General features: G+C 47.1%; 19 protein-coding genes. 5 read left to right on the plus strand and 14 right to left on the minus strand.

The annotated features are described in order from the left end of the window. Positions 1 to 30: 30 nt before the first annotated feature. Together NL646_RS10305 and NL646_RS10310 are read right to left on the minus strand one after the other, a co-directional pair. The gene (locus NL646_RS10305; RefSeq protein WP_253664186.1) at positions 31 to 2,688 is read right to left on the minus strand and encodes an alpha-amylase family glycosyl hydrolase; all 2,658 of its coding nucleotides are present in this window, start codon (positions 2,686 to 2,688) and stop codon (positions 31 to 33) included. A gap of 129 nt (positions 2,689 to 2,817) precedes the next feature. Then, positions 2,818 to 4,281, minus strand: a complete 1,464-nt coding sequence (locus NL646_RS10310; RefSeq protein WP_253664187.1) for an AraC family transcriptional regulator — start codon at positions 4,279 to 4,281, stop codon at positions 2,818 to 2,820. 167 nt (positions 4,282 to 4,448) lie between these two features. On the opposite strand from NL646_RS10310, the gene NL646_RS10315 reads away from it, so the two are divergent. Continuing rightward, the gene (locus NL646_RS10315) at positions 4,449 to 5,102 is read left to right on the plus strand and encodes an oxygen-insensitive NAD(P)H-dependent nitroreductase NfsB (RefSeq protein ID WP_005374924.1); all 654 of its coding nucleotides are present in this window, start codon (positions 4,449 to 4,451) and stop codon (positions 5,100 to 5,102) included. Positions 5,103 to 5,171: 69 nt separating this feature from the next. After that, entirely contained in the window at positions 5,172 to 5,462 is a 291-nt protein-coding gene (locus tag NL646_RS10320) for a putative quinol monooxygenase (RefSeq protein ID WP_005484222.1), read from the plus strand. On the opposite strand, the gene NL646_RS10325 is transcribed toward NL646_RS10320, so the two are convergent. Further along, positions 5,459 to 6,382 carry a LysR family transcriptional regulator gene (locus tag NL646_RS10325; RefSeq protein ID WP_020838235.1) on the minus strand — a complete coding sequence of 308 codons (924 nt, stop codon included), beginning with the start codon at positions 6,380 to 6,382 and terminating at the stop codon, positions 5,459 to 5,461. The genes NL646_RS10320 and NL646_RS10325 overlap by 4 nt on opposite strands. Positions 6,383 to 6,532: 150 nt before the next feature. Between NL646_RS10325 and NL646_RS10330 the strand changes: the two genes are divergently transcribed. Beyond that, a complete protein-coding gene (locus NL646_RS10330) occupies positions 6,533 to 6,751 on the plus strand; it encodes a VF530 family DNA-binding protein (RefSeq protein ID WP_005396617.1) in 219 nt (72 codons plus the stop codon). Positions 6,752 to 6,864: 113 nt separating this feature from the next. Here NL646_RS10330 and NL646_RS10335 read toward each other — a convergent pair whose 3' ends face one another. After that, positions 6,865 to 7,317, minus strand: coding sequence for a thioesterase family protein (locus tag NL646_RS10335; protein ID WP_021452932.1), 453 nt, complete (start codon positions 7,315 to 7,317; stop codon positions 6,865 to 6,867). Between the two features lie 210 nt (positions 7,318 to 7,527). Here NL646_RS10335 and NL646_RS10340 point away from each other — a divergent pair, with 210 nt between their 5' ends. Then, entirely contained in the window at positions 7,528 to 8,292 is a 765-nt protein-coding gene (locus tag NL646_RS10340; protein ID WP_029841643.1) for a ferredoxin--NADP reductase, read from the plus strand. A gap of 151 nt (positions 8,293 to 8,443) precedes the next feature. Then, positions 8,444 to 8,932 (plus strand): RDD family protein, encoded by a 489-nt coding sequence (locus tag NL646_RS10345; RefSeq protein WP_005462711.1) that lies wholly within the window; start codon positions 8,444 to 8,446, stop codon positions 8,930 to 8,932. 33 nt (positions 8,933 to 8,965) lie between these two features. On the opposite strand, the gene NL646_RS10350 is transcribed toward NL646_RS10345, so the two are convergent. From NL646_RS10350 to NL646_RS10395, 10 genes are all read right to left on the minus strand, one after another. After that, a complete protein-coding gene (locus NL646_RS10350; protein WP_029841644.1) occupies positions 8,966 to 9,637 on the minus strand; it encodes a DUF2057 domain-containing protein in 672 nt (223 codons plus the stop codon). A 278-nt stretch (positions 9,638 to 9,915) separates the two neighbouring features. Then, positions 9,916 to 11,061: an AI-2E family transporter gene (locus NL646_RS10355; RefSeq protein ID WP_005484213.1), complete on the minus strand. Its 1,146-nt coding sequence runs from the start codon at positions 11,059 to 11,061 to the stop codon at positions 9,916 to 9,918. Next, positions 11,054 to 11,740 (minus strand): potassium channel family protein, encoded by a 687-nt coding sequence (locus tag NL646_RS10360; RefSeq protein ID WP_005462716.1) that lies wholly within the window; start codon positions 11,738 to 11,740, stop codon positions 11,054 to 11,056. Before NL646_RS10360 ends, NL646_RS10355 begins: the two co-directional genes overlap by 8 nt. Before the next feature lie 16 nt (positions 11,741 to 11,756). Then, on the minus strand, positions 11,757 to 12,647 hold the full coding sequence (locus tag NL646_RS10365; RefSeq protein ID WP_005480130.1) for an HlyD family secretion protein: 891 nt from the start codon (positions 12,645 to 12,647) through the stop codon (positions 11,757 to 11,759). A gap of 12 nt (positions 12,648 to 12,659) precedes the next feature. Continuing rightward, entirely contained in the window at positions 12,660 to 12,863 is a 204-nt protein-coding gene (locus NL646_RS10370; RefSeq protein WP_005462724.1) for a DUF1656 domain-containing protein, read from the minus strand. After that, a complete protein-coding gene (locus tag NL646_RS10375; protein WP_253664188.1) occupies positions 12,863 to 14,506 on the minus strand; it encodes a TolC family protein in 1,644 nt (547 codons plus the stop codon). The genes NL646_RS10370 and NL646_RS10375 overlap by 1 nt, the downstream gene beginning before the upstream one ends. A gap of 10 nt (positions 14,507 to 14,516) precedes the next feature. Then, the gene (locus NL646_RS10380; protein ID WP_253664189.1) at positions 14,517 to 16,691 is read right to left on the minus strand and encodes an FUSC family protein; all 2,175 of its coding nucleotides are present in this window, start codon (positions 16,689 to 16,691) and stop codon (positions 14,517 to 14,519) included. Between the two features lie 388 nt (positions 16,692 to 17,079). After that, positions 17,080 to 17,949: a DMT family transporter gene (locus tag NL646_RS10385; protein ID WP_253664190.1), complete on the minus strand. Its 870-nt coding sequence runs from the start codon at positions 17,947 to 17,949 to the stop codon at positions 17,080 to 17,082. A gap of 141 nt (positions 17,950 to 18,090) precedes the next feature. Then, positions 18,091 to 19,059, minus strand: coding sequence for an HTH-type transcriptional regulator YidZ (gene yidZ, locus NL646_RS10390; protein ID WP_253664191.1), 969 nt, complete (start codon positions 19,057 to 19,059; stop codon positions 18,091 to 18,093). Beyond that, a complete protein-coding gene (locus NL646_RS10395) occupies positions 19,034 to 20,224 on the minus strand; it encodes an MFS transporter (protein WP_005484197.1) in 1,191 nt (396 codons plus the stop codon). The genes yidZ and NL646_RS10395 overlap by 26 nt, the downstream gene beginning before the upstream one ends. Between the last annotated feature and the right edge of the window lie 85 nt (positions 20,225 to 20,309).

Here is a 20,309-nt window from a genome sequence, read left to right on the forward strand (position 1 = left end):
TAAACGCTGGGCGGTGTTTTATTTAACGGTTTATTCCGACAAGGTGATGATTGGTAAATCGTCCCAAATCTTACTTTCATCCGATGCGCCACCGGAGAAGTTCCAAGGGCCTTTGTCTTGTTCTAGCGGACGGTAAGTTGCCGAAAGGCCGTCTAAGTCCCAAGTCGTGACATAGAAGCGGATACCATCGAGCGAATCTGGGCGGCCTAGTGCATCGCTAGCAAAGTCCATTGAAATGGTGTTGTTGGCTTTGTCTACTGTCACTGTTGGTGCTGGCGTTACGGCTTCTCCCCATGTCGTCGCATTTGCTCCTTTGGTGTTGTAAATCGAGCTTTGCCAGCCAAAAACAACCGCATTGCGACTCCAGGTTCCGCTTGGCATAGAAGCGTTGATCTTCGGTAGCTCAGACAAGTTGGTTGCGGCTTCTTCCGGTAAATCAATAAAGATGGTGAAACCCACGTGGTCGAAGCCGTTTGGTGGCAACCAAGTGTCGGTGATTTTGTTCATGGTGAAGGTCAAGCGTACGTTACTGCCAACGGTAAACACTTCTGCTTTGTTGATTGCGAGTTGGCTGCTGTCTTTGTCGAATGTTGGATCGGTTGGTAGCGAGTAGTTACCGTTAGGACCGCCCATGCCGTCTTGTGCATCGCCTGCATCATCAATGGTGTCATCCGGCGTGTTTGACCAGCTTAGGTTCGAGACAAAATTCACGTCCTCGATGCCTGCTTTTTTCTCGGTGGAATAAATCGCGAAGCGGTGCTGTTGCTCGCCAATCGCAAAATGACGAGTCGACAGCGTGACACTAAACTGACCATCAGCACCTACAGTAATGGTTTGCGCTGTTTCCAAGTTACCATCGACGACGAGGTTCAACTTCTCGTTGGCGTTCGCACTACCCGCGATAACAATATCACCAGTGATGGTTTGTCCTTCCCAATCCTGCGCTAGTTGGATGTTGAGATCTGGGGTCTCTACAGATTGGTTGTTGCTTGTTTTTGAGTAAATCACTGCAGACTTGGCTGGTAGCTCCAACGTCACATGGCCATTTTCATCTGCGACTAACTGTTCTGGAGCTTCTGCCCAGTTCGACATGATTTGTTGTTTGAAGACGGTGCCGCCAACTTGTTCTACATCGAGTTGGTTCATCAACATTGGCGAGTTGGATGTGTTCATCACAACCAAGACTTCGTCGTTATCCAACGTTCGGGTAAAGGCGAAGACGCCCGCGCCCGCTTTATCGCTGCCAATCACTTTCATTTCGCCGCGTGTCATGACTTTGTTTTCAGTGCGTAGCTTGGCAAGTTCTTGAATAAACAAGTATATCTCACTGTTTTGGTCGAATGAGTCTACGTAGTTGCCATCTTCACGATACCCTCCGGCGAACATCGCATCGCGCGCTGCTGACATCGCCTGTTCAGTACCTTGGTAAATCACAGGAATACCCGGTACGCTCATCATGGTGATCAGTGCTTGTTTCATGTCATTCACGCTACCTTGCGACAGAAAGCGCGGCATGTCGTGATTATCAATGAAGTTCGGCATGATGTATGGATTCGGGAACATCTCCATCATTTTCTCAAGACGGAAACGCAAATAGTCGGTCGGTTGCCCTGATGCAAATACGCGCGTCATGGTCGCTTGCAATGGGAAGTTCAGTACCGAGGTTAGCTGTTTCGGTGAGCCACTTTCACCGATGTAAGTCAGCATCTTCTCTTCGCCTTCGGTGTGGTAGGGCGTCGATGTTTCGAATACTTCACCAAAAGTGAGGAAGTTGTCACGACCGGTATCAACCGCTTGCGTCATCACACCATCGTTGGCGTGTAGGAAGTCGTTCCAGAAATCGTGTTCAACAAACTTCACCGTATCGATACGGAATCCGTCGACGCCGACTTCGCGAATCCATTTTCGGTAGCTCTCTTTTAGATAAGCGCGTACTTCAGGATCGGACGTATTAAGGTCATCCAAATCAGAGAGCTGCCAGGTTTTTTCTTGTACCGGATCGTTGTGGTCGGTGATGGTTGGCGTCCAGTGGTAACTACCTGTGCCGTCTGTTTTACACTCGTTCATGTTGAGCGGGTATGGCAGTTCTTGCCCGGCGGGTAGCGCATTTTCAATCAAACGGAAGCCTTGGCAAGGTAGGCTTGGATCATAACTGTAAGGATCATCGTAGGTGAAGAAGTTGCCTACATGGTTGGTCACGATGTCCTGAATTAAGAACATGTTACGCGCATGCACTTCGCGTGCTAACGCTTGGTAGCTTTCCATGTCACCAAAGTGTTCATCCACTTTTTGGAAATCGCGCGCCCAGTACCCGTGGTAGCCGCCGTAGTTTTGCTCTGCATCCCACCATTGGTTAGCAACTGGCGGAGTAATCCAGATCGATGTGGCACCGAGATCTTCGATGTAGCTTAACTTATCACTCACGCCAACGAGGTCGCCGCCGCTGAATTTTTTATCCGAAGTCGGATCGAATTCGTTTTGCCCTTGATCATTAAGAGCGCTGTCGCCGTCGTTAAAACGGTCGATCATCAGGAAGTAAATGATTTGATCTTGCCAATCAGGAGATGCCACGTGGCTGCCTGTATCGACTGGTGTGGTTTCGTCGCTTCCACAGCCAGAAAGAGCAAGAGCGATCGCTAAAGGAAGTATTTTTATTTTATTCATTGGGTTAGGTAGAGTTTCAAACACAGTTTTTGCCTCCGTTATGCAGCAATGCAGAAACGATAAAGCAAAGGTTTGAAATTGAGAGTGTCATTTCACGCCAAAAAAGACGTGAAATGATGTCACGAAGTGATGGTTTTGATCTGACCGACAGTTTTAATTGAGCGGTTGCACAATAGGATATTGTATCGGGTAATGCTCTTTCGCGAGCTCGTTGTCGGATTCATCATAAAGGCGGAAACGGCACTGCTTTGCAGTTTGAGTGAGCGATAATTGCAGCACCCAACAAGCATAATATTGCGAGTGTTGGGTCAAGCGCATTGCGTGAGGTGTGGGGTCATCATCGACGTAACAGTCTATCCTCGCAACGTTTTCAAGTCGGCATGCCAGTTCGACAAAGAGCGTATATTGCGCCCCAATGTTAATAAGTTGCCGAGTCGGGACAATATATTCTGTTGCGCCAATTAAAAGCCCCTTAGAAACTACATAATCACGCTGGTGGTTATTTTCAATGTAACGCTCCCCATCGACTTCGTAACACAGGCGAAAGGTCAGGGGATGCGCCACCGGAAGTTCGGTCGTTGCCCAGAGTTCGGTGCCATGACTTAAAAAACGCTCGAAGAAGGCGGGGTAGCGCCGCCATGCGCCATCACGGTCACGGCATTCTACCGAGACCACTTTTTCAAACGCAATATTGTCCACTTCCATCCAGATTTTGCCGACAGGTTGGTCGATGTGGTTATCGTCGAAGGTATTGGCTTTGGCGTAGTACAAGCGGATCGGTTGCTGATTTAGTTGAGTTCGGTTATCCAAACATTGTTGGCGATACTGCATGGGTGAAAACGGATACCAACGACGAAAAGTGCGGTGAAAGTTCGATGGTTCTTCGTAACCAAGTTGATAGGCGATTTGCTGCGTCGTGAGTTGGGTGTCGGCAAGCAAAGTGAGTGCTTGCTTTCTTTTCGCGAAATCAACGCATTGAGAGTAGCTCATTTGCTTTTCTTGCAGTCGACGTTGCAAGGTGCGTTTTGAGACGCCCAGTTGCCTTGCCGCTTGCTCTAACTTGAGCGCGTAATTGCTGTTTTTGATGAACAATGCGTTCAAAACACTCAGCAATTCTGGTTGCTCAATGGGCTGGTGAGAAAGCAGCAAATAAACATGTTTCACCAGTTCAAACACGCTTGAACTCGTTTTAGAATCTCGCGTTTCCTCTAGAAAAATATCGGCCGCGAGTGGATTGTTGGCGTGAACTTGTACCTGTATTGATTCGCTTAGCTCAAGCATTTCCAACTGCATTTTGAGCAAGCCAAACACCGACTCCGCCCAATTTGGCATATCGGCCGTTCTACATTCGACTTGCAGATGGATTTGGGCATCACCATGTTGCAATGTGACGTACAAACGGCGGTCGAATAATGAGACACTTTTACTCCACCAAAGCAGCCCTTCTTGGAGGTTAGGCGCTTCTTTCAACATCATGCATTGCAAGGCCACCAACTTCTCAATGTGCCAATATTCGCCGGCAATTCGAAGGTGATTGTGACCGAGCTTTTTGCACAGAAAGGATGTAATAACGTTATCTTGAGGCAGCATGAGTTGAGTTTGGTTGCGAGCAAACATGCATTATTGCTGAAAAGATGAAGAAGTTCAGTGAGAACGCTCAAAGCCTTTCTTATCGTTTTATTTTCAAATTTATTTTGAAAATGTTTTTAATCGAAATCGGTTTTTCCCTTTATCTCATGAGGTTATGCTGTTACACAGCTTAAGTTCATTAATTGGAGAACCTCATGGATATCGTACAAGCTGCAAAATCTCGTTACTCAACGAAAGTGTTTGACCCAACGCGCAAGCTACCTCAAGAAAAAATCGACGCAGTTAAAGAGCTGATTCGTTTTAGTCCATCGAGTGTGAACTCCCAGCCTTGGCATTTCATTCTGGCAAGTACAGAAGAAGGCAAACAGCGCATCGCTAAAGCGGCGCAAGAGAACTACGCGTTTAACGCGGCGAAGATTCTCAATGCTTCTCACGTATTGGTGTTTTGTGCAAAAACAGGCATCGATAACGACTACATTGAAGCGCTAATGGTGCAAGAAGAAAAAGATGGTCGATTCCCAACTGAAGAAGCGAAAGCGGCTGTGCGCGGTGGTCGTAGCTACTTTGTAAACATGCACCGTTTTGATCTGAAAGATGCGAACCATTGGATGGAGAAACAAGTTTACCTCAACGTGGGTACGTTGCTGCTGGGAGCTTCGACGCTAGAAATTGATGCAGTGCCAATTGAAGGGTTTGATCCCAAAGTGCTGGATGAAGAATTTGGCTTGCGTGAAAAAGGTTACACCAGCGTTGTGATCGTGCCGCTGGGCTACCACGCGGAAGATGACTTCAACGCGAAAACGCCAAAGTCTCGCTGGGACGCAGAAACCGTATTCACCGAGATCTAATTCGAGCTTACTTACAGGTGACGTAGAACCCTGTAATCAATATATAAATCGCAAAAGAGTGATAAAACGATGATCCACTTAGTTGCAGAAGTGAAAGCCTATCCAGATAGTAAGGATCAGGTGGTGAATTTGCTTGCTGGTTTACTAGAGCCAACTCGTCAAGAAGAAGGCTGTTGCCAATACGAGTTGTATCTCGACGAAAAAGTTGATGGCCTATTTATGTTCCAAGAGATTTGGGCATCGCAAGAGGCCTTGGATAAGCATTTGCAAAGCCCGCACATGTCGACGTTTCTTGAAACATTAGAAGAGAACGATTGGGTTGAATATACCCAGATTCGTCCTCTTCGATTTATCGCCTAATGACAGAAGGTTGCCAGCACGTTGGCGCGTTGTTGGCAGCATTTTTGTTGGATAAAGTCGCGGAAAGTCCGAATCGTTGGCGTCAGTAAGCGACGATCGGCACACACCATATAGAGTGGCACTGGGCCGCAATCCCACTCTGGTAGCACTCGCACCAATCTTCCCTCGATTAAGTCTCGGCTGATGTCCATCAACGATTTATTCGCAATGCCTTTGCCTTTGATCGCTAACCGATGTGGCAAGTCACTATCGTTGCTCATCAAGTTACCGCTGACCACGACTTGTTCTTTCTCACCGTCACGCGTGAGCGTCCATTTGTTGTAGACCGAATCCGCGACCATATAGCACAAACAGTTGTGTTGCGTTAAATCGGCAGGAGAGGTGAGTTCTGGATGTGTAGCTACGTACTCTGGCGATGCACATAAGATCCGCTCGTTTGCCCCACACAAAGCCAACACGACCAGATTGGAGTCGGCCGGCTCGCCGTAGCGAATCGCAATATCGACAGGCTTGGTGTACATATCCGTCAAGCTATCGGACAGCTCTAGTTTTATGGAAACATTTGGGTAGAGATCGATGAACTCATCCACCCAATCGAGCAACATATTGCGACCAAAATCGGAGGGCGCAGTAATGTGCAGTTGACCAGATAACTCGCCACGCGCACTTGAGATCTGATCCAACCCCTCTTGCAATGTTGCCAACGCTTGCGTGGTTTTGTCTAAAAACAGTTCGCCCTCTGAGGTTAAACGCAGGCTTCGGGTAGAACGCACAAACAGCGGGAAACCGATTTGCCCTTCAAGACGCTTAATCGATGCGCTAATGGCGGCAGGTGTCATGTCCATGCTGTTAGCGGCTTTTGAAAAGCTGCCTTGGCGCGCGGTTTCGACAAAAATATTGAGGTCGTTGAGGGCTTTCATCGTGAAAAGGATGTTTGTGAAGTTTGAGCTACTATAGGGGAGATGAGCAAAGTAATTCAAGCTAAACGCCTTTGAAGGTGAAAACATTAGGTTAAGTGGTCACTTTGAGTTAGATTAGCCCGCCACTTACATCGTTACTGGATCAACAACATGAGCAACGAACAGCCGAATAACCCTCTGCATGGGTTGAGTTTAGAAAAAATCGTCACCCGACTAGTTGAACACTTTGGTTGGAATGGCCTGTATGAGCGCGTTCGAGTGAACTGTTTTAAGAAAGATCCGTCGATCAAATCTTCTCTGAAGTTTTTGCGTAAAACGCAATGGGCACGAGACAAAGTCGAAGCGCTGTATATCGAGACGTTTTGCTAAGCGTTACGCTTTCAGCTAAAAAATCCGAATCAAAAAAGGTGGCCATGAGCCACCTTTTTGTTTGTTTCTTACTTACTTGTTTCTTCGCTGACTTTTTACTGTCCGCTGCCGATTTATTCCAAATGATGCGTACTGCCAACCGTGCTTTCTAACTCAAGAATGGATTGGCGCACATGGTCAGGAATGGCCGCTTTCTCGTTATTTTTAAAATTGAACATCACGCCTGTCGCGGTTGAGACCGTCGTAATCTTGCCCCATTTTTTACTCAATACTTGATATTCCATAGTGATGCGGTCTTCTTGCATGTCGATCACGCGCGAGCCGACCAGCAACGTGTCTGGGTAAGTGACAGGCAGTTTGTAGCGACATTGCGTCTCGCTGAGTACTGGCCCAATTTGCGAGGTTTGCAGGTCGACCAGCAGATTAATTTTGTTGAAGTAATCTAAACGCGCCGTCTCAAAGTAGCGGAAATAGACCACGTTATTGACGTGTTGCAGAGCATCCATTTCACCCCATGCGACTTTGATCTCTGTGATAACGGGAAAGTCCTTTAACAGTGTGTCCATTTTTAGTGCTCCTTTTTCATCTGCATTGCCACAAATTGCGACGCGACTTATCACTTTGAGCATTTATTCTAGATGTAATCATTTAATATGTAATAAAATTGTTTTTAAAATGTGAAATGAAATGGCAATCTTATTATGTAAACTAGAAACTTTACATAATCGAGTTGAAGGCGTAAGTTTAACTAAGAGTAACCAAATAGGAGGTGTCTTATGACTGAGCTGAAAGGTTTCAATCTAGCCAAGGTGGAAAAACGCATTGACTGGACTGGCGAGCTGTTCAGTTTAAGGGTCTCAGGCGCGCCTCTGACCTTTAAAGCCGGTCAGTTCACCAAGCTTGCTTTACTCGATGATGAGGGCAAGCCTATCAGCCGTGCTTACTCTGTGGTTAATGCGCCAAGCGAGCAACACGAGTGGCTCGAATTCCTCATTGTGGCAGATCCTCAAGGGCAACTTTCTCCAAGGTTGCAAAAGCTAAAAGCGGGTGACCCGATTTATGTGGGTGAAACCGCGCATGGCGATCTCATTCACGACACCATTCCTAAGCAAGCGAGTGATCTATGGTTGCTTTCGACGGGGACTGGTATTGGCCCGTTTTTATCTTTGCTGGATGACATTAACCTGCTTCCTCACAATGATCGTATCGTGCTGGTGCATGGTGTTCGCTACGAAAAAGATTTGGTCTACAAATACCTGATTGAGCATCTTCAATTCCGATATGAAGGACGCTTAAAGTACGTGCCAATCGTGAGTCGTGAATCGTTACTCGGAAAACTGCAAGGTCGAATCCCAGAATTGATTGCTTCTGGTGAGCTTGCCAATAAAGTGGATGTGCCTTTCTCTCCGCAAAGCAGCTTTGTGATGTTGTGTGGTAACCCAGAGATGATTAAAGATACCTTGCCTGTGCTGCAAGGGCTAGGGTTAGAAAAGTATCGAACTCGAACAGGCGGTCACGTTATCTATGAGCGTTATTGGTAAGTATCCACCCATCGCTGAAACCGAGATAACTAAGTTATATCGGTGTAAATTAAAAATCACTTTTGAGACATGATACGAATTTATAGACTTATCAATTGAGCACATATACAACAATGCCTAGACTGCGTTCACTGTTGTTGTAGGTGGTTATATGTACTCTTCAATTGCGAGCAAAATGCAGCGGCTTATAGGCGGTTTCGTTGATCTGTTCGTCGTCATTAGCGTTGTCGTTGTTATCGCGTTGGGTATCAATTTTTGGCTCTATGACTTCCGTTTATCCCTGCAAGAAAACTTTACGCTTGTTTACGACACCCACGCGGTGTACCTCCTTACTGTTCCCATTCTTCTCGTGATTAACTGGTATTGGTTGAAGGAAGGGCAAACCATCGGCATGCGTTTTGTTGGTATCAAAGTGGTGATGAAAAATGGTCGTGCCGCGACCAAAGTGACAGTTTCCATCCGGCTTGGCATCAGCTATCTACTCGAAATGTTTATTCCTGGCGTTCCGTTGGTGAACCTTGTGCTGCTTGTTTTTCATCCAGAGCGACGTTTGTTGCATGATTTCCTTACCAAGACCAAAGTCGTGCAAGCACCTGACTTGCTGCTGTCTATTTTGCATGATCAAAAAAAGCCACATTAAGTGGCTTTTTAAATCAGGTCAGTCAATCAATGATTATTGCTGATTGATGTACGCTTTAAAGCGTGCTTTTGTTTCTGCATCTGCTTTTTGGTACCAGAAGTGCAGCATTTCTTCTGCTGTAGAATCTGCTTTCACTGCGGTTGCACGCGCTTGTTTCATGTCTTCAGGAATCTTTGCAGGAAGCGTGACTGGTTGCATGGTCGCTGCGCCAGCAAAAGCGACGGCTGCTGTACCGCCAGCGCGGTTGTAATCTTCGATTTCACGCACGTAATCACGGCCGATTTGCATACCCGGTTTGATCAGTTTGTCTTGGTCAACTGCGACTGCTTTGCCTGAACCATCAACCAGTTTCCAATCGAGAGCTTTGATGTTTTCTTCCGCGTCACGCATGTTGCGGTATTTTGGAACTTCAATCGTCAACTCTGCATTTGAAGTATCGAAGCGTGCCACGATAGCGTCACTTTCTACGCTTAGACGGTCATTACCTTGGTTGAAGTAAGGTGCGTAGCGGAAAACGACTTGGTTTACGCCATCCGGTAGCGTCAATGTTTTTTCAGAAGCAAAAAAGCCGCCAGAAAGTTTCGCTTTTTCACCGTTTGCTGCCAATACTGAAACGTCGTCAGGAACGCTAACCGTAACGTCTGCGAATGCCATGCCACTCATTGCTAGAGCGAGCGCGCAAGTTAAAGGCTTGATCAATTTCATTGTTTTTATCCTAAGCTTTGTAATTGTCCCAATTCGTCAAGATCGGTCGCTCAAATGTAGGGGGATCTTGGAATTCTTTGGGTATAGCGATCAACGAGATTGCATCGTTAGGTGCTTGATTGCAACTCTCAAGTGTAAGAAGTATGAAAATTTAACAAGAACGTCATTTTTATCTCATCCGTTGCGATGAAACTGTGAGCTAAGGTTAAATAGAAACAAACCGCTGCAGGGCAACGGTTTGTTTTATTCGGTCAAAGAGAAGGCATTACCTTGGTAATTTAAATGCCGGCACCATGTCCAGATTCTGTTTGTTCCTCTTCTTCTTTGAGTTCAGCCATTTCTTCTTGCTGTTGTGCTTTCTCGATGCTCAACCACCAAACGAACAACTCATACCAAATCGCCAGAATAACCGCACCTAAGAACAGGCCAACGATACCGTAGAAAAGCATACCGCCGATGGCCCCAAGCAGAATCACTGGCATTGGTACGTCTACACCACGGCCCATAAACATTGGTTTTAGTAAGTTCTCAGACAGCGCACCGACAACCGCCCACACGGTAAACATGGTCGCGGTTGTGCTGTCTTGCGTCATGTACATGTAGCCAATCACTGGCAATACGGCAAGCAGCGCAGGAAGCTGAGCGATACATAAAATCATCAGAATCAGAGTGAGCAAACCAGCAGCAGGAACGCCAAACACAAAGAAGCCAGCACCGATCAATAGCGCTTGAATCGCAGCCACACCAACTACGCCCAGCAGCACGCTTTTAATGGTCGCGGCGATAAGCGTTGTCCAGCTTTTCGCGTTTTCGCCAGCGGTACGGATCGCGATAGTTTGCAGGCCCGATGCCAACGATTCTGAATACGTCATAAAGCCAGCAGCGATAGCCAGTGACAAGATAGACAGCAACAAGCTACCTAACACGCCGCCAACCATGCCAAGCAAAGAGGTTAATGCTGACTTGATTTGTGGCATAAAGGTTTGTATTGCTTGCTCTAAGTTAGTCGCAAAGAGCGTCCATACTTCATAAAGTTTGTCACCCACAAGAGGCCAATCAGCAACTGAAGCTTTAGGTCCAGGGATTTTCACCTGACCATTTTGCAGTACGTCCAACGCGTGTGTTGCACCATCCACGATAGAGCCCGACACCATCACTAGTGGCGTTACCAGCAGGGCGATACCCAGCAGTGCGATTGTCGTGGCAGCCAAGCCGCGTCTACCGCCGTAAGCGCGTTGCAGTTTTTTGGTCAGTGGTAGTAGCGCTACCGCGATGATGGCACCCCAAATCACTGGAAGGATGAAAGGCCTGATGATGTCGTACGTAAACATCAGCAATACGAAGATCAAGCCAATACGTATCGCTGATTCCACCATGTTACTGATGAAAAGCTTACTTTCATTTCTTTCCGATTGTTTATCCATTTTTGTTTACCTGATGATCAATGTTGGAACTGACGAGACTTGAAACAACAATCGCCATATAAAACACACCTGTAATGGCCTCTAAATACACCACGACTTGAGCCAGTGGCGTTAGAGGGCTGATGTCGCCATAACCGAGCGTGGTTAAGGTGACGAAACTGAAATACGCCGCATTGGAGAAGTTCTGCCCCCAAGAAATCGCTTCCATACCGGTAAAGGCTTCAGGCGAGAACTCAAGCAGAATGAGGTAGGCAATCGCCCACATCAGACCAAGCAGCAAGAAAAGCGCGACCGAGCCAATCACTTTGTTGCTGTTGACGTGGCCAGTGAAAAGAATCTGTCTTGCGATGGATTTAAAAGTGCCGAAAAAGAACGCGAAGGTGAGGGCAAGCATCACCACATTCATCTCGCGGATGTTAAAAACGGTCTTGATCACAATCACTAGTACCCAAACACCAAACAGGGTATAGAGGAATCGAGACCACGTTTTGTCAAAGCGAAGGCTGGCAAAACAGACAATGAACGTGAGAACTGTGAACGCCTGCAGTATGTGTTCAATCGTCCCTTCGCCCACCACTTGTGCCATCGCACTCCCTAGCAACAAAATCACCAGCGCTAAGGTTAGATAGAAGAAGTTGTTTTCTTCATTAATGTTTTTGAGTTTTTTACCAATGACCATGGTTCTTCTCACTTAGTTACTGTTCATTTTCTGCTGATGAATCTTTCATCACCATAATGGACGCAGAAAGCCCGAATCGAAGATCAACATCTTCAGGAAGCTCTTGGATGGAGATTCGTACCGGAATACGTTGTGCTAAGCGAATCCACTGAAAAACAGGGTTCACGTTTGGCAGAAGGTTGTAACCGACCGTGCCGTCTTTCGGCGCAATACCCCAACCGATAGAGTCAACGGTCGCGTCGATAGGCGTGTCTGGGTGAGACATCAAGGTGACACGAGCTCGGCTACCCGGTTCGATTTGCGCGAGTTGGTTTTCGCGGAAGAAGCCAAATACCCAGAAACTGTTTTTGTCGATCAGTGCGAGCAGCGGTTGGTTTGCGACCGCTTGTGTACCGTTTCGAATATCGAGGTTAGACACAAAACCATCGACGGTCGCATAAACTTTGGTGAAACTGAGGTTAAGGCGCGCTGACTTTAATTGCTCTTCTGCAGATTTGATTTGCAGTAGCGATTCCTCGTAAGCGATTTCACGACGAATCAGATCCTTGTGAGAAACAGCGCCGCGGTCTTTCGCGCGAATGTCTTTAAGGCGATCGTATTCGATTTTTTTACCGCGAGAGCTCACGATGGATTTTTCCAACGCCACTTCGGCTTGAGATAGTGCGACTTCGTAAGTAGTTGGGTCGATTTCAAACAGTAAATCGCCCGTTTTCACTTCTTGGTTGTCTTGCACCGAAACATTCACAATTGGGCCAGACACTCGCGGTGCGACCTTGATGACGTTCGCGCGTACTTGGCCATCGCGTGTCCATGGGTTATTAAAATACTCTTCAAATTTTTGATAGCCGAGCCAAGCTGCGCCACCAAGAATGACAAGATTGAGTGCGATTACGAATAGTTTTTTCATCTTGTTTGGCACCTAAAATTGAATATAAAAGCTGTCGATGGCCACCACATAACCAACCATGATGGCAATAAACGTCAGAGACGGAAAAGCGATGAAGCGAGACAAACGTGTCTTGTTCAATATCATCACCGTTATCCACGTTGCCGTGACGGCGAGAAAGAGCACCAGTAGCGTGGGAGAAAAGTAAATGTCTCCCCAAGAGAGTTCATGAGGCATTAGAGATCCTCCGTTTTGTTCTTATCGCTGTTTTCCGTCGGTGTTTCGATAGGCAAAGGTGGCAACGTACGGTTTTCTTCATCCAGATAACCGTCCCAATCGGTACGATCTTGCATCTGCTTGGCGATGGATTCTTCAAGGAATGGTTTCCCCGTTTGTGCCTGCCAGCCGCCGCCCAACGCTTTGTACAGCGCGATCACTTGGTTCGCGACATTGCCTTTAATTTGCGCGTAACTGTCTTCCGCGCGCGTCATTTTTTCGACTGAGTTGAGCAGTCGCTCGAAAGAAATTTGGCCATTTTCGTACTGCGTCATGGAGATGTTGAACGCACGAATGGAAGAGTTGACCGATTGCAAACGTAAATCTTTTTGCTGCAAATACAGGTCATACGCTTCGATCGCATTGGTCACTTCGTTCACGGCTTGCAGCACTTTTTTGTTGTAGTTGGTCAGCGTTTCTTGGAAACGAGCATCTTCGAAACGAATGTTATTTTTCACGCGTCCGTATTGGAAAATGTTCCAACTGAACGTTGGGCCAACCACCATGGTGAGCGAATCGCTAAAACTGAAACTGCTGCCATCGGGAACCGTACTGTCGATACCGATGGAACCGAACAACGAAAAGCTTGGGTACAGAGCCGTTTCCGCCACGCCAATCTGCGCACTTTGCGCGCGAGCTTGCATCTCAGAGACTTGCAAGTCCGGACGTCGCATCACTAAGTTCGCGTCCACTTGCGTATCTAAAAGCGGTGGACGAGGTACAATGGAGTGCTCGTCGGTGCCCGATAGAGCCGATTTTCTGCCTGTCGATTTGAACTGCGCTTCATAGTCAGCAATTTGCTGCGTCAAACCGTCCGATTGCAGCAATTTCTCTACTTCTTCAGGCAATACGCCCAGTAACAAAGCCAGTGCCGTGCGCGATTGCTTCATCGCGACTTCTAGGCTTGGTTGCGCGGCTTTTGTGGTGTAAAGCTGGTTTTTCGCTTGCTGTACGTCTAGCTCTGTTACGTTGCCGGAATCAAACTGAACTTGGGTGATGTGCACAACGCGTTCTTGAATTTCGATATTGCGGCGAGACAGCAAAATACGTTCTTGGAATGTGCGATAGTTGATGTAATTGCGCGCTACTTCGGCGGTGATGGTGACCATGATGTCGTGATACGACGCGATGGATGCGTAATAACCAGCTTCTGCAGATTCGATTCCTCGAGCGTATTTGCCCCAAATATCCATTTCCCACGCAGCATCAAACGACAGAGCGGCGTTGTTTACACCCTGATCATTCACGTAGGCACGCGCTAGATTTCCTGACACGGTTTGAACTTGCGGGTATTGCAAGCCGGTCGAAATGCCAAGTAATGAACGCGCTTGAACAATGCGCAGCCCCGCGGCTTCTATGTCTAGGTTTTGCTCATTCGCCAACTCGACTAATCGATTGAGCGTCGGGTCGTTAAACTGCTGCCACCACTGTTGTAATTGTTGCTCGGATTGCTGGGTATCTTTGGCTGCTTTTTCCACCGACCAATCGCTTGGCAATGGCGATTGCGGTGGGTGGAAATAGTCTGGCCCCACAGTGGTACACGCACTGAGCCCGAGCAGGGAAAGTATGGCGAGGCTTGGTTTGGTTAGTTTTGGAAGCATCATATCCCCACCTTTAAAACCGCTTCTGTTGTAAGTTCACCCAATCGATATCCTCGTAGGTTTGCTTGCAATGCTTGATTGCTTCGAACACGTTCCGTTTTAAATTCAGCAAGATATAAAAACCGGCTATCTCGGAATAAGCGTAGTCAGATAAATCCAACTCACTAAAAAAATCTTCCAGTTTATCTTCGAATGTTTGGTAATCCTGACTGTATTGGTCGAATACGGAGTCGAGTTCTTGTGTTGCTTGGTGGCTGGCTAAAGCGCCCGCCATCAAAGGAATGATGGAATCGCGGTGTTGTTGGCGAAGCTGAGTAATCAGCGGATTGGTCATCAACTTTTTCTCGGCGGCCATTAAGATGTTGATGTGATTACTGAGTACATCACACGCTTTGCTAAACGCGCCAATCGCTTCTGGTGTGGTTTTGTCAAAGTGTTTGTGGTTGATTTTCGAACCCCACACCTTGAGCTTTTTCGATGAAACGTTGAGCGTCACCAAGTGCAAGGCCCGTTTGAGCTGCGTGATAATCGAGCTGGACTGCTTCTGATAGGAGTCAAACAGATCCCGAGTGTGCCTAAAGTAGCGCTCTTTTATGGTCAAAAAGAGGTGTTCTGGTCGTGAGCTAAACGGGAAGTAGTGCGCGAAAATGATCATGAACACCACCATGTAGAACAGCAGCATGATCGTCATGAGGATCCCGAAGTGATAGAACATGTTGTTATCTAAACCGAGCACAAACAAGCCCACCATGTAGAAAATCGTCACTGGCCCGTTAAACAGATAAAAGCCGATAAAGGTGTAGATAAAGATGAACAGGCCAAGTTCTAACCCGAGATCCAATTGCGGAAGAATGAAGACGTAAGAAGGCACCGCGAACAAGAAGCCGAAAGTGAACAGCACAAGCAACAAAATCGGGTGCACAGGCACGAACGACAGCAAAGACATAAACATGGTCGAGAAGACCACGAACGAATAGCCGCCTGGCGGATTGAAATAAATCCAAATCAGTCCAGCAACCCAATAAGTGACAAAGGTTTTGACCGCGGTTTTAAAGTTTTCTGCGTCCCACCATAAAAACTTGCCTTTCGGTTTCGGCAGCGGCACGTCAAAGGAGACATTGTTCGTCACAGAGTCAATGCAGCTAATGCTCTCCGCTAAACGCGACAAGTTTTGATGCATGAGCCCCAAGAGGTGCCCCAGCATAAGCGCAGAGCCTTTCTCTAGGTGCGCTGCGTCTTCAAGCAACGCCTGGTTGTATTCGACTTTGAACTCTTGAGCACGAAAAGCGGGCTCTTTTTCGTCCCAGACTTGTTGGCAGGTATCAAATAGCGCGTCAATTTCCGCAACGGCTTGATCAAAGTTGCTGATGCTTTCACGGTCTTGCTGGTGGCTAAAGTGGCTGTGTGCCGCGACGGTCAATTGTTGCGTTACTTGCTTGTTCAAATGAACCGCCAAGCGCCACTCTTTCATGTAGGCCGACACGTCGCTGCATTCCACACTGACTGTGGCAAAACGCTGTTCGAGCGCGTTTTGGGCGGCAAACATCTGTTCGATAAGAGAATCCACGTTAGGTTGTGGCTCTTCAGCTTCTGGATTTTCTTCTCCCTCTTCTTGAAGAGAGACTTGCCCTGCCGATTTTTGCTCGAAATTTTGCAAGATAGCGGTGAACAACGCGCGTTGTGCTTGGTTGAGTTGTTCGATGAGCTGTCTTAGGTTTTGTTCTGTTTTGGTCGGGAATAAGAAAGTCCCCACGAGTGTGTAAACCACCACCCCAAACACCGTCATATAAGCGCGGTCAACGCCATAAAGAAACGCACCTTCTGCGTCACCGCCATTGGACATCATCAGCGTCATCACACCGGTCAGCATGAGTAGCGTTGGATCTTTTTGATAGGCATTACGGAAGTAAAAAATGAAAGAGACCACAACCGACACGCTCAGCATGTACAGCAAGCGGTCTTGAGCAAACAATCCCACCAGTAACAAGCCAACGACGGCGCCAACCAATGTACCGAACACGCGTAAGGTACCTTTGGCGAGGGATTCACGACGACTGCCTGTGGATGCAATCAGCATCACTGTGGTTGCGGCCGTCGATGCTTGCGGCCAACCCATGGCAAACGGGATCAGATAAGCCAGAGTCAGGCTAAGCGATACTTTAATAGCGAATTTTATTTTGTCGTTCATAGTGTCAAAGTTTGCTCAGGCTTATCGTTATAAGTTGATGAATTTCTTATGTGAATAATCAGAATCTTGTTCTGAATAAATTCGGGGGGCGGAATATAGCGGGTGAAAAAGTGTGCTTTGTAAACCCTTTGTCAAAACACAAAGTGCGTATTTGGCTCGATCTCGTGCTAGCCCTTGGCGTTATTGACGAAACGCCTAAAACGAGCAAAATCGCGATCTGTGACAATTCTCACTTTTGAAACAAAATCGTCGTGTTGTGTGAGCCAATTCTCACCTTATATCCTTCGCCTGATACTAAAGCAGGCCGCTCGTACCATCTGCAATGAGCTTTGCTGCTTTAAAAAGCATAGATGATGAATGGGTATTTGAGAGGGAAAGTTATTATTTTTTATCGGCTTGCCGATTGTTCGCTTGTTTTTTTGGATCGAGATAAAAAAACCAAAGCGATACCACCAAGAATGATGCCACTGGTTAAAAGTGTATGCAGTGAAAGAGACTCGTGGAGTACGACGGTACCTAACAGTAAAGCAATGGCTGGCACGGAAAGTTGGCTGACGGCGGCTTGAAGTAAAGAGAGCTTACGCATTACTTGATACCAAAGCGTATAACCAAGGCCAGATGCAATGGCGCCAGACGTGATAGCGAGCAAGATTCCGCCTAGAGAGAGATGGATTGAGGACAGCATCAACGGTGATAGGAGTGTGCCAATTATAGATGCAGCGATAAACCCCCATGTGATGCCACTACTTGGAGAAGGCGCTTGTTTGCCGAGCGCAGTAAACGCAGCCCAACAAACGCCAGAAATCAACATGAGAAGTGCAGAACTGATATCGGGGCGCGTGGCAGATGGCAACATTAACCAAACAAAGCCAACAATCGAAAGGCCGATACCGATGATTTCGAGAAACTGAAAGCGCTCACCTTGCCACCAATAGATGACCAGTAACGTCAGTTGCACGGCACCAAACAAAAGCAAAGCACCGGTTCCTGTCGCCAGTTGTAAGTACGCGAAAGAGAAAAGGGCAGCGTAACCAAATAACGCCACGCCAGCAAAAAAGCGAAAGCGAGAAGTTGGCCGATCGGTTTTCCACTGACCTCTCACGACAAGCAATGCGATTAAGGTAATCGCGCCAGATATCAATCGGACGAGAGTGAAGCTTCCTGCATCAATCAACCCTTCGGCCAATGCAAGTCGGCACAATAATGAATTGGCGGCGAACGCCAGCATCGTAATAGCAGTGAGTAAAAAGGTCGACATCCTTGGCCCTTAACGCAGAAATATGGATAGAGTGTAGCGTCAAACGACCTTTTTCATTAGTTGATAAAGTGATTAGTTATAGCTGTCAGAGCGAGAAAATCAGCAAAAATCACCAGAGAAAACCTGAACTTAGCCTGAGTGTTACTGTGGTAGGGATGGTTGTTCGTACAATGACTTGATGGTGTTTTTCAACCACAGCAATTTGGGATTGTACGCATTGCGTTTATGCCAAATCATGGTAAATGGAATCAGTAACTTGTCTTGTTGAGTTTGGTCTAACGGAATTGGCAAGCCCACCAAATCGAGATGCAGCTTTTCTGTGTAGCTTTTGCAATAGTGCGGCGCGGTGGTGATCATGCCATGCGTCGGCTGCGCAGCCATAAAAAGGGATTGCTCAAAGTTGGACATCGTCAGCCCGATAGAGCGTTGTCGCCCTAGCTCCGTTAACACTTCATCCAACGCCCAAGTTTCACTTTTTTCCCAAACAATATTGATGTGTTGGTAGCTCAGAAAGGTCTCGAGATTCCACTCTTGCTGTAATGCCGGATGATCTTTATGTAAATACACCATCGGCAGGTCATAAAATAGAATCTCAAAATCTAAGAAATACGGCAGAAGATCCAACGATTCTTTCGATCTCGGGTGACTTTCTCGGCCGGTAAAACCGATATCCGCCTCGCCTCGAATGATGGCGTCGAGTGAATCGTAATCCCAGTTACTGGTTTTTACTTTCGCTTCAGGGTATCGCTGGTGGATAGCGACGATGAGTCTGTCCAGCACCGTGAGCACTAATGGCGACTCAATCGTGATATCAAAACGCACTCCTTTAGGCGTAATATCGCTGCGTTTTTCTGCAATCTGGCTGCCAATTTGCAGCCATTCTGCTAGATCTTGCTCCATGCTTTGCGCCAAAGGCGTTGGCGCAAGACCTTTAGGTGTTTTGACAAACAAAGGATCATCGAACCAATGACGAAGTTTGTTGAGCGACTTACTTACGGTAGAGGGCGTAATGTTCAGCTTTTTCGAGGCTTTCGAGACGCTTTGCTCTTGCAGCAACAATTGCAGAGTGAACAGTAAGTTTAAATCAAGTCGCGCTAGGGATTTCTTCATAATGGGTATCGTGAACAGGCTTTGGAATCAATAGTATTAGAGCAAGGCTGATTACGCTACCTAACACTAAGATAAACACCAACATATTCAGTGCACTAACGCCGATGAAACCCATAAACCAAATATAGAACGCTGAACTACAAACTTGAGCAATGCCCAGTAGTGAGCTCGCCACGCCAGCTTGTTGAGAGAATGGGCTGAGCGCTTGGCTCATGGCCACGCCAAAGCCACAAGCGAAGCCAGCGCAAATCAGCCCAAGTCCGAACACATAGTAATGAGATTGTCCATCATGGAAATGGGCAGCACTGAGCACGATGGCTGCACAAGCGAGTAATACTTGAGAGGTCATCATTAAGGTTCGCTGCTTAAAAATCCCCAATGCCAATGGCGCCGAGAACGAAATCAACATACTGATCGTCGCAGTCCCTGCCATGATGGAAGAATAGCCACCGCGATCAAAACCAAGCATGCTCATCACGACAATTGGTGAAGCGTTAACAAAGGTCAGAATGGTGGTCACTCCAAGTGCAGTAATGATCAGCCTACTGATAAAAAATCGCTCGAAGAAAGTCTCTTGATGGCTCTCTGGCGCTGTCTGCTCTTCACCTTGTTGGCTGGGTAGTGATTCCTTAAGAACAAAAATGGCCAATACACTGACGAGAATGCCCATTCCTGCCATTGTGGTAAACAAACTCGGCCAAGGAAATTTCAGCATAATCAAGTGACCAATCACGGGTGCGATTACTGGAATGATACAGGTGATGCCATTGAGCATCGACAATACTTTCGCGCGGCGTTCATCGTCTAACGTGTCGCGTAAAATCGCGAACGCGACGACATAGCAAGATCCAGCCCCGATGCCTTGGCAAAAGCGAGCAATCAAGAAAGCGTTTGGTTGCTCAGCCATCCCGCCGAGAAAAGACGCGAGCACGAAGATCATCGCGCCGACGACGGCAACAGGCTTTCGTCCCACAGAGTCTGCAATTTTTCCCGCGAATAACATGGTGGTAGCCATGCCAGCTAAATAGATCGAAAACGCAATATGCAACTGTGATTCACTGGCGTTGAGATCTGACGCAATTTGAGGCAAACCAACAAGATACAAATCAATGGCAGTAGGGTAGAGTAAAACGAGTGCAAAACTACAAAGTAAAAAACGGGACATGGAAACCTCTCTATCGAATGGCGAGGATAATAGAGTGCTAAACGTTTGCCTGCGAGTGGGAAATACGACACTAGGTATTTCTATT

The organism is Vibrio sp. Y20_XG_PY13 (assembly GCF_024181925.1).
Classification (GTDB): domain Bacteria; phylum Pseudomonadota; class Gammaproteobacteria; order Enterobacterales; family Vibrionaceae; genus Vibrio; species Vibrio parahaemolyticus.

Coding starts and splice junctions, on each gene's coding strand:
- NL646_RS10365 (WP_005480130.1), bottom strand. CDS start 12,647: ATGAAAAAACTATTCGTAATCGCACTCAATCTTGTCATTCTTGGTGGC.
- NL646_RS10345 (WP_005462711.1), top strand. CDS start 8,444: ATGTACTCTTCAATTGCGAGCAAAATGCAGCGGCTTATAGGCGGTTTC.
- yidZ (WP_253664191.1), bottom strand. CDS start 19,059: ATGAAGAAATCCCTAGCGCGACTTGATTTAAACTTACTGTTCACTCTG.
- NL646_RS10325 (WP_020838235.1), bottom strand. CDS start 6,382: ATGAAAGCCCTCAACGACCTCAATATTTTTGTCGAAACCGCGCGCCAA.
- NL646_RS10375 (WP_253664188.1), bottom strand. CDS start 14,506: ATGATGCTTCCAAAACTAACCAAACCAAGCCTCGCCATACTTTCCCTG.
- NL646_RS10320 (WP_005484222.1), top strand. CDS start 5,172: ATGATCCACTTAGTTGCAGAAGTGAAAGCCTATCCAGATAGTAAGGAT.
- NL646_RS10310 (WP_253664187.1), bottom strand. CDS start 4,281: ATGTTTGCTCGCAACCAAACTCAACTCATGCTGCCTCAAGATAACGTT.
- NL646_RS10355 (WP_005484213.1), bottom strand. CDS start 11,061: ATGGATAAACAATCGGAAAGAAATGAAAGTAAGCTTTTCATCAGTAAC.
- NL646_RS10360 (WP_005462716.1), bottom strand. CDS start 11,740: ATGGTCATTGGTAAAAAACTCAAAAACATTAATGAAGAAAACAACTTC.
- NL646_RS10350 (WP_029841644.1), bottom strand. CDS start 9,637: ATGAAATTGATCAAGCCTTTAACTTGCGCGCTCGCTCTAGCAATGAGT.
- NL646_RS10330 (WP_005396617.1), top strand. CDS start 6,533: ATGAGCAACGAACAGCCGAATAACCCTCTGCATGGGTTGAGTTTAGAA.
- NL646_RS10395 (WP_005484197.1), bottom strand. CDS start 20,224: ATGTCCCGTTTTTTACTTTGTAGTTTTGCACTCGTTTTACTCTACCCT.
- NL646_RS10385 (WP_253664190.1), bottom strand. CDS start 17,949: ATGTCGACCTTTTTACTCACTGCTATTACGATGCTGGCGTTCGCCGCC.
- NL646_RS10335 (WP_021452932.1), bottom strand. CDS start 7,317: ATGGACACACTGTTAAAGGACTTTCCCGTTATCACAGAGATCAAAGTC.
- NL646_RS10315 (WP_005374924.1), top strand. CDS start 4,449: ATGGATATCGTACAAGCTGCAAAATCTCGTTACTCAACGAAAGTGTTT.
- NL646_RS10380 (WP_253664189.1), bottom strand. CDS start 16,691: ATGAACGACAAAATAAAATTCGCTATTAAAGTATCGCTTAGCCTGACT.
- NL646_RS10370 (WP_005462724.1), bottom strand. CDS start 12,863: ATGCCTCATGAACTCTCTTGGGGAGACATTTACTTTTCTCCCACGCTA.
- NL646_RS10340 (WP_029841643.1), top strand. CDS start 7,528: ATGACTGAGCTGAAAGGTTTCAATCTAGCCAAGGTGGAAAAACGCATT.